The sequence below is a fragment of the Sphingomonas sp. S2M10 genome (assembly GCF_012650175.1).
Taxonomy (GTDB): domain Bacteria; phylum Pseudomonadota; class Alphaproteobacteria; order Sphingomonadales; family Sphingomonadaceae; genus Sphingomonas.
This window is the reverse complement of record NZ_JAAILI010000029.1, coordinates 1-15120: the sequence shown is the minus strand read 5'-3', so window position 1 is coordinate 15120 and position 15120 is coordinate 1. Positions and strand designations below refer to the sequence as shown.

At 64.7% G+C, this 15120-nt stretch carries 12 protein-coding genes; 8 read left to right on the top strand and 4 right to left on the bottom strand.

Annotation, left to right across the window (positions count from 1 at the left end):
• Positions 1–4 precede the first annotated feature (4 nt).
• Positions 5–631 carry a glutathione S-transferase gene (locus S2M10_RS07590; protein WP_168845591.1) on the top strand — a complete coding sequence of 209 codons (627 nt, stop codon included), beginning with the start codon at positions 5–7 and terminating at the stop codon, positions 629–631.
• 15 nt (positions 632–646) lie between these two features.
• Here the strand turns inward: S2M10_RS07590 and S2M10_RS07585 are convergent, their stop codons facing one another.
• Positions 647–1969, bottom strand: a complete 1323-nt coding sequence (locus S2M10_RS07585; protein ID WP_168845590.1) for a dicarboxylate/amino acid:cation symporter — start codon at positions 1967–1969, stop codon at positions 647–649.
• A 180-nt stretch (positions 1970–2149) separates the two neighbouring features.
• On the opposite strand from S2M10_RS07585, the gene S2M10_RS07580 reads away from it, so the two are divergent.
• Together S2M10_RS07580 and alaS are read left to right on the top strand one after the other, a co-directional pair.
• Complete coding sequence (locus S2M10_RS07580) at positions 2150–3403, top strand: Xaa-Pro peptidase family protein (RefSeq protein ID WP_168845668.1); 1254 nt, start codon at positions 2150–2152, stop codon at positions 3401–3403.
• 76 nt (positions 3404–3479) lie between these two features.
• On the top strand, positions 3480–6131 hold the full coding sequence (gene alaS, locus S2M10_RS07575; RefSeq protein ID WP_168845589.1) for an alanine--tRNA ligase: 2652 nt from the start codon (positions 3480–3482) through the stop codon (positions 6129–6131).
• Positions 6132–6140: 9 nt separating this feature from the next.
• Here alaS and S2M10_RS07570 read toward each other — a convergent pair whose 3' ends face one another.
• From S2M10_RS07570 to S2M10_RS07560, 3 genes are all read right to left on the bottom strand, one after another.
• Positions 6141–6656, bottom strand: coding sequence for a hypothetical protein (locus tag S2M10_RS07570; protein ID WP_168845588.1), 516 nt, complete (start codon positions 6654–6656; stop codon positions 6141–6143).
• Positions 6656–8449 (bottom strand): cation:proton antiporter, encoded by a 1794-nt coding sequence (locus S2M10_RS07565; protein ID WP_168845587.1) that lies wholly within the window; start codon positions 8447–8449, stop codon positions 6656–6658. Before S2M10_RS07565 ends, S2M10_RS07570 begins: the two co-directional genes overlap by 1 nt.
• 180 nt (positions 8450–8629) lie before the next feature.
• Positions 8630–9850 (bottom strand): NADP-dependent isocitrate dehydrogenase, encoded by a 1221-nt coding sequence (locus tag S2M10_RS07560; protein ID WP_168845586.1) that lies wholly within the window; start codon positions 9848–9850, stop codon positions 8630–8632.
• A gap of 510 nt (positions 9851–10360) precedes the next feature.
• Here S2M10_RS07560 and S2M10_RS07555 point away from each other — a divergent pair.
• From S2M10_RS07555 to S2M10_RS07535, 5 genes are all read left to right on the top strand, one after another.
• Positions 10361–10861, top strand: a complete 501-nt coding sequence (locus S2M10_RS07555; protein WP_168845585.1) for an N-acetyltransferase — start codon at positions 10361–10363, stop codon at positions 10859–10861.
• A 253-nt stretch (positions 10862–11114) separates the two neighbouring features.
• Positions 11115–11954 (top strand): hypothetical protein, encoded by an 840-nt coding sequence (locus S2M10_RS07550; RefSeq protein WP_004211452.1) that lies wholly within the window; start codon positions 11115–11117, stop codon positions 11952–11954.
• A gap of 27 nt (positions 11955–11981) precedes the next feature.
• Positions 11982–13106 (top strand): hypothetical protein, encoded by a 1125-nt coding sequence (locus S2M10_RS07545; RefSeq protein WP_168845584.1) that lies wholly within the window; start codon positions 11982–11984, stop codon positions 13104–13106.
• Positions 13103–14323 carry a caspase family protein gene (locus S2M10_RS07540; protein WP_168845583.1) on the top strand — a complete coding sequence of 407 codons (1221 nt, stop codon included), beginning with the start codon at positions 13103–13105 and terminating at the stop codon, positions 14321–14323. The genes S2M10_RS07545 and S2M10_RS07540 overlap by 4 nt, the downstream gene beginning before the upstream one ends.
• Before the next feature lie 13 nt (positions 14324–14336).
• A complete protein-coding gene (locus S2M10_RS07535; protein ID WP_168845582.1) occupies positions 14337–15110 on the top strand; it encodes a hypothetical protein in 774 nt (257 codons plus the stop codon).
• Positions 15111–15120 lie beyond the last annotated feature (10 nt).

The following is a 15120-nucleotide window of genomic DNA, read 5'->3' as shown; positions in this document are numbered from 1 at the left end:
CGACTTGACGATGATCGTCCACCATCTCGAAAATTCGCGTTCGCAGCGCGTGCTCTGGCTGCTCGAGGAGCTCGGGCTTCCGTATGAAGTGAAGCGCTACGAGCGGAACAAGGCGACGATGCTCGCCCCCTCCGAGCTCAAGCAGGTCCATCCGCTGGGCAAGTCGCCCGTGATCGAGGATGGCGGCACGGTGGTCGCCGAAACGGGCGCAATCCTGCAATATCTGGTCGACAAGGCCGAGGGGAAGCTCGGCGCACCGGCCAACCGCGAGGACGCGCTACGCTACCGGCACTTCCTGCATTACGCCGAGGGCTCGCTGATGCCGCCGCTGCTGGTGATGCTGGTGCTTGCCCGAGTGCCGTTGTTCGGCAAGCTCGGCCTCAAGAAGTTCCGCCCGATGGCGGAGGTGCATTTCGACTATGTCGAGGGCGAGCTGGCCAGCCGTCCCTGGTTTGCCGGCGATAGCTTCACCGCCGCGGATGTGATGATGAGCTTTCCCATCGAGGCTGCCGTCAAGCGCGCGGGCATCCTCGAAGGCCGCCCGCATATCGCGGCCTTCCTGGACAAGATTCATGCCCGCCCGGCTTATCAGCGCGCGCTGAAGGCGGGCGGGCCTTATGCCTATGCGTGATGCGGCCGGGAGCGTTCAGCGCCCGGCATAATCCTCGAACCTCTCGGCATCGTGCGGCCCTCCGGCAGGGAGCGGCCGCACCTTCGGCTCGGCCTCGTCGGGTGCGTCGAGCTTGCCTTCCCAGCGCGCCACGACCGCCGCCGCCACGGCATTCCCGACCACGTTGGTGGCGGTGCGGCCCATGTCGAGGAAATGGTCGACCGCCAGGATCAGCAGCACGCCAGCCTCGGGAATGTTGAAATGCGCGAGCGTGCCGGTGATCACCACCAGGCTGGCGCGCGGTACGCCGGCGATGCCCTTGCTGGTGACCATCAGGATCAGCAGCATCTGGATCATCGTCGCCCAGTCGAGCGGGATGCCGTAGGCCTGGGCGATGAAGATCGACGCGAAGGTCATGTACATCATCGATCCGTCCAGATTGAACGAATAGCCGAGCGGCAGCACGAAGCTGGCGATGCGCGGCGGCACCCCGAAGCGATCCAGCGCGTCGAGCGTGCGCGGATAGGCGGCCTCGGACGAGGCGGTCGAGAAGCCGAGCAGGATCGGATCGCGGAGGTAGCGGAACAGCAGGCCGGTGCGCGGCCCGATCACCAGGAAGCAGGCACCGAGCAGTACCGCCCAGAGCGCGGCCAGGCCGATATAGAAGCTGCCCATGAAGAAGGCGAGATCGCCGACCACGCCCAGCCCCTTGGTCGCCAGCGTCCGCGCGACCGCGCAGAACACCGCGACCGGCGCGAACAGCATCACATAGCCGGTGACCGTCAGCATCACCGAGACGAGCGCCTCCAGCCCGCGCAGCAGCGGCTTGGCCTTGTCGCCCACCGCCGCCATGCCGACGCCGAAGAACAGCGAGAAGATTACCAGCTGGAGGATGTCGTTGCTCGCCATCGCCTCGATCGCGCTGGTCGGCACGATATGGGTGAAGAACTTGGCGGCATCGAAGGACGAGCGATCGACCCCGCTCGACGCATTGGCGGGCGGCAGCGGCAGGTGCAGCCCCGTGCCCGGCTGGAGCAGGTTGACCAGCAGCAGCCCCAGGGTGAGCGACACGAGGCTCGCACAGACGAACCAGAAGAACGCCTTCAGCCCCACGCGCCCGATCGCGCCGCCGCCGCCCATGTGCGCGATGCCGACGACGAGGGTGGAGACCACCAGCGGCGCGATGATCATCTTGATCAGATGGAGGAACATCTGGGTGGGGATGTCCAGGCCATAGGCGATCGACTCCAGCGTCGCCTTGCCCGCCGCGGTACCCCCATAGCCGAGGTTCAGCCCCCAGCCGATCAGCCCGCCCAGCAGCAGCGCCGCCAGGATGAACCAGGTTAGTCGTTTACCCACACATGCTCCCCGAAGAATCGTCGCGGGAGGGAAGGGGATTGTTGCGCCCGGGTCAAGCCCGGGGGCGTGGCGGAGGCGGTTCGGAGCTCCGGGATCGGCCGTTTCCGCCGCATGGCGCTTGCCGCCGCGATCCGCTTCGTCCTACCCGTCGGGCGAACGATAGACGAGGGGCGCATGACAATGGCTTGGGCGACGACGCGGCGAAATCTGATCGGCGGCATGGCGGCATTGCCGCTGCTGGGCCTTCCCGCGGTCGTCCGCGCGGCCGAGCCGGACCTCGCGCAACTGCAGGACATGACCGGCAATGCCCGCCCGATCAGCGCCGAGGAGCGGCGCGCGCGGCTCATCAAGGCACAGTCGCTGATGAAGGCGAACGGAATCGGCGCGGTGCTGATCGAGCCCGGCGCGAGCCTGGTCTATTTCACCGGCATCCGCTGGGGCCGCAGCGAGCGGCTCACCGCCGCGATCCTGCCCGCCGAGGGCGAGCCCTGCATCGTCACCCCCTTCTTCGAGGAGCCGCGCACCCGCGAGACGCTGGCGATCCCCGCCGAGATCCGCGTGTGGCAGGAGGACGAGGATCCGCTGAAGATCGTGGCGGGCTTCCTCAAGGATCGCAAGCTGGCGGGCCTGCCGGTCGGCATCGAGGAGACGGTGCGCTTCTTCGCGGTGGACGGGCTGCAGAAGAACGGATTGCGCGTAACCTCCGCCAACCCCGTCGTCCGCGGCTGCCGGATGATCAAGAGCCCGGCCGAACTGGCCCTGATGCAGCTCGCCACCGATGTCACGATCGCCGCCTATCGGTTCGTCCATGCCCGCGTCGAGACGGGCATGCGCCAGCGTGACGTCTCCGCGCTGATGGATGCGGCGACGCGCAAACTGGGCGGCGACCCGGAGTTCAGCATGGTGCTGGTCGGTGAGGGCGCGGCCTATCCGCACGGCACCAAGACGCCTTCGCCGGTGAGCGACGGTGCGATCGTGCTGATGGACTGCGGCTGCAATGTGATGGGCTATCAATCCGACGTGTCGCGCACCTTCGTCCATGGCACGCCAAGCGCAGAGCAGCGCAAGGTGTGGGACGCGGTCGCAAAAGGGCAGCAGGTGGCGTTCGCCGCGGCGAAGCTCGGCGCGCCGGCGGGGAACGTCGACGATGCGGTGCGCGGCTATTACGCGTCGCTCGGCTATGGGCCGGACTACCAGCTGCCCGGCCTGTCGCACCGCACGGGCCATGGCATCGGGCTGGACGGGCACGAGCCGGTCAACCTGGTGCGCGGCGAGAAGACGAAGCTGGCGCCGGGCATGTGCTTCTCGAACGAGCCCGGCATCTACATCCCGGGCAGCTTCGGCGTGCGGCTGGAGGATTGTTTCCACATGACCGAAACGGGGCCGAGCTGGTTTTCCACCCCGCCGACCGCGCTAGACCGGCCGATGGGCTGATCCCGGATCGCGGAACGATCCGCATGATCGACGTGTTTCGCTTGAGCGAACGCCGCTCCGCCCCTAAGTCGGCGTAATGACGTCGACCAATGATATCCGCCGCTCGTTTCTCGACTATTTCGAGGGCCAGGGCCATGCCCGCGTCCCCAGCGCGCCGCTGGTGCCGCACAACGATCCCACGCTGATGTTCGTGAATGCGGGCATGGTGCCGTTCAAGAACGTGTTCACCGGCCTGGAATCGCGCCCCTACAGCACCGCGACCAGCAGCCAGAAGTGCGTGCGCGCAGGCGGCAAGCATAATGATCTCGACAATGTCGGCTATACCGCCCGGCACCACACCTTCTTCGAGATGCTCGGCAATTTCTCGTTCGGCGACTATTTCAAGGAGCAGGCGATCACCCATGCCTGGACGCTCCTCACCCGGGAATGGGGCCTGCCCGCCGAGAAGCTGACCGTCACGGTGTACCACACCGACGACCAGGCATTCGACCTGTGGAAGAAGATCGCAGGGCTCCCCGACCACCGGATCATCCGCATCCCGACCAAGGACAATTTCTGGGCGATGGGCTCGGACGGTCCGTGCGGCCCCTGCTCGGAAATCTTCTACGATCACGGCGAGCACATCTATGGCGGCCCCCCGGGCTCGCCCGAGGAGGATGGCGACCGTTTCGTCGAGATCTGGAACCTCGTCTTCATGCAGTTCGTGCAGGAAAATGACGAGATCATCGGCGACCTGCCGCGGCCGAGCATCGATACCGGCATGGGGCTGGAGCGCATCGCGGCCGTGCTCCAGGGCGTCCACAACAATTACGACATCGACACGTTCAAGGCGCTGATCGACCAGTCGGCGGCGCTGACCGGCACCTCGGCGAGCGGCGAGCAGGTCGCAAGCCACCGCGTGATCGCCGATCACCTGCGCTCGTCGGGCTTCCTCGTCGCGGACGGCGTGCTGCCGGCCAACGAGGGCCGCGGCTATGTGCTCCGCCGCATCATGCGCCGTGCGATGCGCCATGCGCACCTGCTCGGCGCCAAGGATCCGCTGATGCACCGGCTGGTTCCGTCGCTGGTCGCCGAGATGGGCGCCGCCTTCCCCGAACTCGTCCGCGCGCAGCCGCTGATCGAGGCGACGCTGCTCCAGGAGGAGACCCGTTTCCGCCAGACGCTCGCCAATGGCCTGCGGCTGCTCGACGAGGCGACGGTGGGCCTGAAGGCCGGCGACACGCTGCCGGGCGCGACCGCGTTCAAGCTCTACGACACCTTCGGCTTCCCCTATGATCTGACCGAGGACGCGCTGCGCGCCAACGAGATCGGCGTCGATCGCGCCGGCTTCGATGCGGCGATGGCCGAGCAGAAGCGCGCCGCGCGTGCGGCCTGGAAGGGTTCGGGCGAAAAGGCTTCGGAAGAGCTGTGGTACGATCTTGCCGACGAGCTCGGCGGCACCGAATTCACCGGCTATGTCAGCACCGAGGGCGAGGGCCAGGTGGTCGCGCTGGTCAAGGATGGCGCGCGGGTGGAGAAGGCAGTCGCCGGCGACACGGTGACCATCCTGACTAACCAGACGCCCTTCTATGGCGAGAGCGGCGGGCAGATGGGCGATGTGGGCGTGATCTCCAGCGACAAGCTGCGCGCGCTCGTCGACGATACGTCGAAGCCGCTCGGGCGCCTGCACGCGCACCATGCCAAGATCGAAAGCGGCGAAGTTGCCGTGGGCGACGCCGTCCACCTGTCGGTCGATGTCGAGCATCGCGACCAGGTCCGCGCCAACCATTCGGCGACGCACCTGCTGCACGCGGCGCTGCGCAAGCGGCTGGGCACCCATGTTAGCCAGAAGGGCAGCCTCGTGGCGCCCGAGCGGCTGCGCTTCGACTTCTCGCATCCCTCGGCGCTTACGCCCGAGCAGATCGCGCAGGTCGAGGCGGACGTGAACGCGCAGATCCGCCACAACGGCACGGTCGAGACGCGCCTGATGACCCCCGACGACGCGATCGCCGCCGGTGCGATGGCGCTGTTCGGCGAGAAATATGGCGACGAGGTCCGCGTGCTCTCGATGGGGCTGGGCGAGGATGTGTCCTACTCGGTCGAGCTGTGCGGCGGCACGCACGTCAACGCGACGGGCGACATCGCGATCTTCAAGATCGTCTCCGAAAGCGCCGTCTCCTCGGGTGTGCGCCGGATCGAGGCGCTGACCGGCGAGGGCGCGCGGCTCTGGCTCAACGCCCGTGACGAGCGGTTGCGCGAGGCGGCGGCGGTGCTCAAGACGGCGCCCGACGACGTGCCGGCGCGCGTCGCGGCGCTGGTCGAGGAGCGCCGCAAGCTCGAGCGCGAGCTGGCTGAGGCCAAGAAGGCGCTGGCGCTTGGCGGCGGTGCCGGTGCGGCACCGGCGGGTCCGGAGCATGTGAACGGCATCAACTTCGTCGGCCAGGTGCTCGACGGGCTGGAGGCCAAGGCGCTGCGCGGCGCGGTCGACGAAGCCAAGGCGCGGATCGGCAGCGGCGTGGTCGCGCTGGTTGCGGTGAACGAGGGGCGCGCGTCGGTCGCGGTCGGCGTGTCCGACGGGATCGGCGTGAGCGCGGTGGACCTGGTGAAGGTCGCCGTGGCGGTGCTCGGCGGTCAGGGCGGCGGCGGCCGTCCGGACATGGCGCAGGGCGGCGGTCCGGACGGGGCCAAGGGTGCCGAGGCGCTCGCGGCGGTGAAGGCGGCGCTGGCAGAGGCTGCCGTCGCCGCCTGATCGCAAGGGTCAGCGCCCGGGGGCGTAGCCGTCCTCGGGCAGCACCCAGATCGCCGACTGACTCATCTCCGGGCGCAGAAGGCCGTCGATGGTGACGTTGACGGTCAGCTCGCCCGCGCCGGCGTCGCGGTAGCAGCGCTCATGCCCGGCGAGCGGCTGGAGCGCGTCCATCAGCTTCAGGCGGGTGTTGGTCTCCAGCGCGGGGCTCAGTGCGGTGCCGTTGCTGGTCAGCTTGCCGGCGTTGAAGTCGGCGGGGCGGATGCGGCTGCACACCGCGCCGTCGCGCACCTGGCCGAAGGTCGAATACTCCAAGATGATCAACGGCTCGCGATTGACCACGCCGGTCACCTGCGCGTCGAAGGCGCCGTCGCCCCGAAGCGTGTAGTGGACGATCGTGCCGCAGGTCCGCGCGGCACGATCGGGATCGATGCACCGGATCCGACCCGCCCTGGCGGGTGTCAGCGGATCGGTAGCGGCATCGGCCTGGACGGGGGCGAGCAGGGCAATAACGAGGGAGAGCAGCATCAGGATAGGGCCTCGGTTGGGTCGGTGCTCGCGTTCAGGCGGGAGCGGGTGAGACGCGGTTCGCGCTGCAGCCCGGCGGCCTCCTTGATCGAGCGGCGCATCTCGTCGCGCTTTTCGTGGATCGATGCAATCACCGGGCCAACGCCGAGGCCGAGATCGACCAGCAACGCCTCGGATAGCTGGAGCGAGCTTTCCAGCGCCTCCGGCACGGCATCGGTGGCGCCGGCGCGATAGAGCTCGGCCGCATGGGCCGCATCGCGCGCGCGGGCGATGATCGGCAGCGTCGGCACCCAGCCGCGCACCCGCTTGGTCAGCCGCACGGTCAGCACCGGATCGTCCATCGTCAGCACCAGCGCCTTGGCGCGCCCGAGCTGGAGTTGATCGACCAGTTCGGCGCGGGTGACGTCGCCGAACAGCACATGGAAGCCTGCGCGGCGGCCGCGCACGACGCTGTCGATGTCGGCGTCTACGGCGACATAGGGCTTGTCGTGCCGGCGCAGCATCTCCGCCACGGTGCGGCCGACGCGGCCAAACCCGATGACGACGGTGCCGCCCTCCACCGCCGCGAGATCCTCGTCGGCGATCAGCGCGCCGTCCTTGCCCTCGATCTTGCGCGCAACCCGGCGGCCGGCCTGGGCGAGCAGCGGGGTGGCGGTGAGGCCGATCGCGGTGACCGCGCTCCAGAAGGCGGCGGTACCCGGCGCGATCAGCCCCGCCGCGCCGGCGACGCCGAGCACGATCAGCGTGGTTTCGGACGGGCTGGCCATCAGCACGCCGGTTTCCGCTGCAGTGCCCATGCGCGCGCCCGAGAGCCGCAGCAGCGTCGTCGTCACCGCCACCTTGACCACCATCACCAGCAGGCTCGCACCGAGCAGCGCCGCCCAATTTTCCCAGACGAAGCCGAGATCGAGCCGCATGCCGACGGTGAGCAGGAACACGCCGAGCGCCAGGCCCTTGAACGGTGCGGTGATCGCCTCGACCTCGCCGTGATATTCGGTCTCGGCGATCAGCAGGCCCGCGATAAGCGCACCGACGATCGGCGAGAGGCCGGCGGCGGTTGTGGCGAGGCTGGCGACGATCACCACCAGCAGGCTGGCGGCGAGGAACAGCTCGGGGCTCTTGGTGCGCGCGGCCTGCGCGAACATTCGGGGCAGCACGATGCGGCCGCCGACGAACAGCGCCGCCACGGTCGCCGCGCCGATGCCGAGGGTCGTCAGCAATTTGGTGACGCCCGCGCCATCCGGTGTCGGCGCCAGCGCGCCGAGCCCGAAGATGATCGGCACCAGCGCGAGATCCTCGAACAGCAGCATCGCAAAGGCGGCGCGGCCGACCGGACTGGTGGTGCCCGCGATCGGGATGACCAGCGCGGTGGACGAGAGCGCCAGCGCCAGGCCCAGCCCGATCGCCCCGCCGGTGCTGAGCCCGGTGAGATAGAGCAAGGCGGCGAGGATCAGCCCCGACCCGAACAGCTCGGCCGCGCCGGTGCCGAACACCAGCGAACGCATCGCCCAGAGCCGCTTGAACGAGAGCTCCAGCCCGATCGAGAACAGCAGCAGGATGATGCCGAACTCGGCAAAGGGCTCGATCGAGTGGGCGTCGGAGATGGTCAGGTAATAGAGCCATGGCGCCCGATCGACGAGGCTGCCGAGCCCGAACGGCCCGACCACCAGCCCGGCGAGAATGAACCCGATCACCGGGCTGATGCGGAAGCGCGCAAAGGCGGGGATGACGAGCCCGGCCGCACCGAGGATCACCAGCGTGTCGCTGAAGCCATGGTTGGAAAGGTTCAGCATGCTGCACCCAGGGGGCGAAGCGGCGCGGGGCAAGGGCGGGAGGAACAGAAAGGCCGATGGCCGGTGGCGGGTTTAGCTCGCTCGGTCATGGCCCCTAGAGACGATGCAGGGACCGGCATTGCAAGTAGAAAAGCCCGCCAGAGGCGGGCTTTTCCGTAGCTTTACGTAGAGGGAAGCGGCTTACTGCCAGCTGCCCATCGCGGTTTCGAGGTTGACGCGGATCGCCTCGAAGAACTGCTCGGTGGTCATCCAGGCTTGGTCCGGGCCGATCAGCAGCGCCAGATCCTTGGTCATCTTGCCGCTCTCGACGGTCTCGATGCAGACCTTCTCCAGCGTCTCGGCGAAGCGGGTCACCTCGGGGGTGTTGTCGAACTTGCCGCGATATTTGAGGCCGCCGGTCCAGGCGAAGATCGACGCGATCGGGTTGGTCGAGGTCGCCTTGCCCTGCTGGTGCTGGCGATAGTGGCGGGTGACGGTGCCGTGCGCCGCTTCCGCCTCGATCGTCTTGCCGTCCGGGGTCATCAGCACCGAGGTCATCAGGCCCAGCGAGCCGAAGCCCTGCGCGACCTGGTCCGACTGGACGTCGCCGTCATAGTTCTTGCAGGCCCAGACGAATTCGCCGTGCCACTTGAGCGCCGAGGCGACCATGTCGTCGATCAGGCGGTGCTCGTAGACGATGCCGGCGCTCTGGAACTGGTCCTTGAACTCGGTCTCGAACACCTCGGCGAAGATGTCCTTGAAGCGGCCGTCATAGGCCTTGAGGATCGTGTTCTTGGTCGACAGGTACAGCGGCCAGTTGCGGCCGAGCGCATAGTTCATCGAGGCGCGCGCGAAATCGCGGATCGACTCGTCGAGATTGTACATGCCCATGGCGACGCCGGCCTGCGGGAAATCGAAGACCTCGTGCTCGATCGTCTCGCCGTTTTCGCCTTCCCACTTCATGGTCAGCTTGCCCTTGCCGGGCACCTTGAAGTCGGTCGCCTTGTACTGGTCGCCGAAGGCGTGACGGCCGACGACGATCGGCTTGGTCCAGCCCGGGATCAGGCGCGGCACGTTCGAGATCACGATCGGCTCGCGGAAGATCACGCCGCCCAGGATGTTGCGGATCGTGCCGTTGGGCGACTTCCACATCTTCTTGAGGCTGAATTCCTCGACGCGCTGCTCGTCCGGGGTGATCGTCGCGCACTTCACGCCGACGCCGTACTGCTTGATCGCATTGGCCGAATCAATGGTGATCTGGTCGTTGGTCTCGTCGCGCTTCTGCACCGAGAGGTCGTAATATTTCAGATCGATGTCGAGGTACGGAAGGATCAGGCGCTCGCGGATCCATTCCCAGATGATCCGCGTCATTTCGTCGCCGTCGATCTCCACGACGGGCGTTGCTACCTTGATCTTCGCCATAAGCTCGCTTTCCTGAGACAGGTTGGTTCCCGGCAGCGTCTAGGGGCAAGGGCAGGGGGGATCAAGCGGTTGCGATGGCCGCGGCGACGATGGAATCGCGCAGGCGGCGCGCGCTGTACACAGCGCCCGCGCGATGATCCGGAGATTTCGGTGAAGCACCCGCGCTGCGGCTCGGCGAGCCGTCAAGCCGTGGTGACCCCTACGGGAATCGAACCCGGGACGCAAGGTATTTGAGGGGACCGAAGGGGATCTAAGTAATTGATTTTGCAATAGCGAGATTCCCCTCGCATCCCCCTCATTGCCCTAAATGGGGCCCAAAAAGGGGCCCGGTAAAATGGCAATTCGAAGTCCTGCAGCCCTTCTACCAGTGGCAATTTTGAACTGATGGAGTCGATGCTCTTTTTTTCACACCATGGGCTTCGCATGTCCCCCAACCGAGGCGATGAACACGGATGCCTGCGGGCAGCATGAACGTCGCGCTCAACTCGACAATCGCTAAGGAAAAGCCAAATGTTGATTCGCAACGACAAGATAGGTGACGATCCGGCTATCCGTCGCGTTGTCACCGACGCTTTCAAGATGCTTGCCCAATCCACAGGAGCCGAAGCGGCCATCGTCGAGAGACTGCGGGACGATGACGCGCTCGTCCTCTCGCTTGTCGCGGAGGATGAAGGCGAGATAATCGGCTTTCTGGCCGCCTCAAAAGCACGGGCGGGGAAGCAGGACGGCTGGGGTCTGATTGGTCCGCTTGCGGTTCTGCCCTCAAGGCAACGTCAAGGTATCGGGTCGGCCCTGATGGCGGAAGCCCTTAGCCAACTTCGGGCGTCGAGCAGGGGCGCGGCGCTGGTGGGCGATCCCGTCTACTACAGCCGGTTCGGCTTCCGGGCTTTTCCCGGTCTGGGCGTGGCTGGCTGTCCCCCAGAGGTGGTCCAAGCCTTACCATTCGACAGCGTCGAGCCTCACGGAGAACTTATCCATCATCCGGCGTTCGGACTGGATCAGCGGAAGTGAAGGAAAGTTGGGCTGCCGGCGAGAGGTGGTCCGAATCGAGGAAATTCGCATCCTGAGAATGTGATGGCAAAGCGCCACATTGGCGCACCTCGATCTCATCACTTCATTCGCGAAAAAATTCTTTGCCAATTTTCTCTGCAGAAGTGTCCCCAATAATAGGGCAGAATAGACGTCCAGAATGATTCCATATCGATTCTGAGGGGCATTTCCAGGACAGTCGATCGGCCGGTGGCATGAACCGTAGGGGGCTTCGATGGGTATTTGTTCAGACCGTTCGGTTAATTATCTGAAATCATTGAATCTCAATGTGGTATTGCATCCTCTCGAAGATTTGGAGCCTCTGGCCCTGCTTGGAGAATATAAAGGTGCTCGCGGAATCATTGGTACGCTGAGTCAGCTTACCGAAGAACAGGATGGCAACCTCCCGAAGATCACATCGGGCGAAGCCGCCAACATCAACGGGCAGAAGAGCAGCAAGCTGCCCATTGAGCTTGGACTCGATATACTCGGCAACATCATCGGTGCCATGGGCGGAAATCTTGGCGTGAAAGCAGCCTATGAGCGCGCCAGCAAAGTCGAGTTCAGTTACGCTGGGGTGACACGCCACCGCGCTAATACGATCGAGATCGGCGATTATCTGGAGGCGTCCAAGGTGCGGTGGGATCATCCGATCCTGAAGAAATATCTGTTCGGTAAGGGGCGTCTTTACATACTCACTGAGATTGTGACGTCAAAGAAGCTGGGGGTCACAGCTTACAACCACGATAATAGCAGCATCAAACTGGAAGTGCCCGTGATCAAGGAATTGGTCGGTGGCTCGCTATCGGTTGGCAAGGAGACGGAGACGACCACGACCGTCACATACGAAGGCGATAAGAATCTCGCCTTCGGTTTCGTGGCGATCGAGCTTTCCGCCGGTGATCGTGGTGACGATGGTGAGTTTGATCTCGTTTTCCGCCCGGTGAAGGCCGGTACGGTCAGCTTTGGTGTCGGCGCGGGGCAAGGTGTCGTGTTCGCTGATTTTGAAGGTGCGCTTCCAGAACTCAAGACGGTCGATCCGGCAGAACTCGGCGAAGGTGAACTGATCGCCTGACCAAGCAAGAGGCGGGATAGCTAGAAAATGACCCAATTGGTGTTCGTGCATGGCGTCGCTACGCGGCAAACTCCGGCATATGCAGCAGAAGTCCAGCTCCGTGATGATCGGTTCCGCAAGCTTGCTCTCGGAAAAGAGGCGGGCATTCGCAACCCCTTCTGGGGAGACCTAGGCGCGTCCTTCGCATTTGGGGAGCAATGCCTGCCGCGCAGTGGCGACGTGCCGACGCCGTTCAGTCTCGGGGGAGGCGGCGAGATACTTGGCGCAACCGGTGGTGTATCGATCGCAGAGATTGCGGCCGTGGATTTTCCAGCTGCGGTGGACACGCTCTACGCAGTGCTGATTGAAACCGCAGCGACGCAAAACCGCCAACTCGATCCCGAAGAGTTTTCGGAAATGCAGGCGGCCGCCGCCTATGCCGAGGTCCATACTGCCCCGACTTGGGTCAAGCCCGACATGACCGACGCGGCTTTTATCGACGCCTTGCGAGAGCGCCTTCAGCGCGAGCCTCCTGCGGCCTATGGTCTGCTCGATCGCCTGAAGGCGGCGGCCGGCACTGTCCTGGATCGCGGCAGGAACCTTGTTTCATCGGGCGTTCTTGGGCTTACCCGCGACAAGCTCAACCCGATGGCAGCCAGGTTCATCGGCGACGTGTTCGTCTATCTACGTGGCGGGGCTGTTCGAGCCGATATTCGCCATCGGGTGGTGGCGGAATTACTCGCCGCACGGGCCGATGCAACCGCAAAGGACGAGCCGCTGGTGGTTGTCGGTCATAGCCTGGGCGGGGTCATCCTGTACGATCTCCTGACAGATCCAGCCGGTGCCGGACTACCAGAAGGCTTCGCCATCGACGTGCTGCTGACTGTGGGATCGCAACCCGGTTTCTTTGAGGAACTCAAGCTGTTTGCGGCAAGCGACAAGTCGATTCCGTCGCCTGGCCGTCCGCTGGCAGCAAAGCCGGCAGCGGTGGCTCGTTGGTGGAATGTCTATGACCCTGTCGATGTCCTTAGCTTCCGTTGCCAGGGTATCTTCGATGGCGTCGAAGATTTCATGTTCAGTTCGATGACCGGCGTGATCGATGCCCATACCAGCTATTTCATGCGTCCTCGCTTCTTCGAGCGTCTGCGGTCGCGACTGCAGGCGCTTGCATGACGCTTATCTACCAACGGCAGGTCAATGGTCCGGCGACGCATGCCTTGATCATCGGAGTCGGCGCCTATCCAGACGCCAAGATGGACAAGTTCGTGCCCGGCACCACGCCCGAATTGCTCAAGGACGTGCGCGACCTTCCTAGCGCCGCCGCGGGCGCTGCCGCATTCTGCGACTGGCTGATTGGCGAGGCCGCGCTTGAGCAGCCACTTGCTTCCATCGAGATGCTGTCCAACGGCCCGGCGCCGGCCCATGGTCACTATGACTGGCTTGGCCGTGTCCCGCCAGCGCAAGTAAACGACAATGCGCCCGGAGACCCGCGCGGCAATCCTGCGGTTGGCGTGCCGAACACAGCCAATGTCACTGCTGCCGGCACCCAATGGCTCGCGCGGCTGAATGCCGTAGCTGGAAATGTCGGGATCGTCTTCATCTGCGGGCACGGCGTCGCCGTGACCTCGCAACCCTTCGTGCTCCTGGCTGATCTGAATCAGAATCCGATCAATCCGTGGGGAGCATTCATCAACATGTACGACCTAGGGGTCGGCCTCAAGCAGGCACCCAATGTGTCCGCTGCGTATCTTTTCGTCGATGCCTGCGGTGAGATGGTAACGGACTTGAATGTCCAAAACCCTGGCGTCGGTGCGAAGTTCATTCGTTCCAATCCATTTGTCGGGGGCACTGAAAAGGTCACGCTGATGGCGGCGGCCGCGAGCAGCTATTTCACTTATGAAGACAGCCCGGCAACGGGAGGTCGTTTTACGCAAACCTTGTTGAGCGCACTTCGTGGAAAATCCGCGCGCAACCCGTCCGGAACCGCGCAATGGGGAGCCTATCCCATCGCGATTCATGAGGATTTGAAGAGCCTCTATTCACTTGAGCAACGTTGGCAGCGGCAACCTTTCGAGCCTGTGTCGCCGATGCTACCGACCACGACTGCGGCGATTGTGACCTATCCTGAACCACCGCACGTGACGGTCAATGTGGTGCTCGACCCGACACAGGCGCTTGCGATCGGGACCGTGAGTATCCGGGACCCGCAAGGCGCAACGTTGCACACTTGTCCCGGGACGGGCGCGGACAGTTGGCTTCAGCCGATGCGCGCGAGCATCTATCCGCATTTCGTCAGCGCGTCGTTCACAAACGGTAGCGGCTATCGCGATGTCGAGCAGGTGTTCTGCCCCAATCGGTCGCTCTATCATCATCTGGTCAATGTCCGATGAGTGGAGGCAGCGCTTGAAAACCGTGTCCTTTCTGGCGCCACCCGACGCTGCCGCTGCCCGTATTCGGATTCTGGGTCCGGAGGGTGAGATGCAACTCGAAAGGCGCGGCGTCGGCTCTGAGAGCATGACCACCCCCTCGAATCGCGAGGTGCTGATCCAGGGCGCGGTTCCCGGTGCCTATGCGGCTGTCATCGAACCGCTCGGAGAGGCGCCGACCTTCTATTCCTTCGTGGTCGATGACCTTACCGACAGAATTGACGCGCCAGCGCTATCGGAGCTTTCCGCATCATCGGTTTCCAGGGATTGGCTCGAGCAGTTTTCCGGCAGCGTCTGGTCGAAGCCCGTTGACGGTTTCTCGACGACAGGATCGCAGGCACGGGAGATGCGCGCTGCCTCTCCACGGGGTGATGACGACATTGAGGCTGGTGCGGGGTTCGACGACATCGATGACCATGTCGATTTGAGTTCACCATCCGGACATGCAAACAAGTCTGCGTTGGTGGACGACAGCCAATCGCCTCTTGGGCATGAAGACACAAGCGCGCCTTTACAGCCACGCCGTTTTTCGATTGGCCTCTCGGTCGATACAAGGCCGATGGGCTATGGTGGTTGGCGGCCTTATGTCGGACCGTGGCCGCTCGCTTTCTCGAACGCGCGTGATCGTACTGCTTTGAAGCGCCCCGGGTTTTCAGGAGGCAGTTTTCATTTGGCTATGCAGCCATATCGAGGTTCTCGAGGGCTGCATAGTAATTGTCTTCGGCCTCAGCGGGCGGGATGTGCCCGATAGGGCCGAAGAG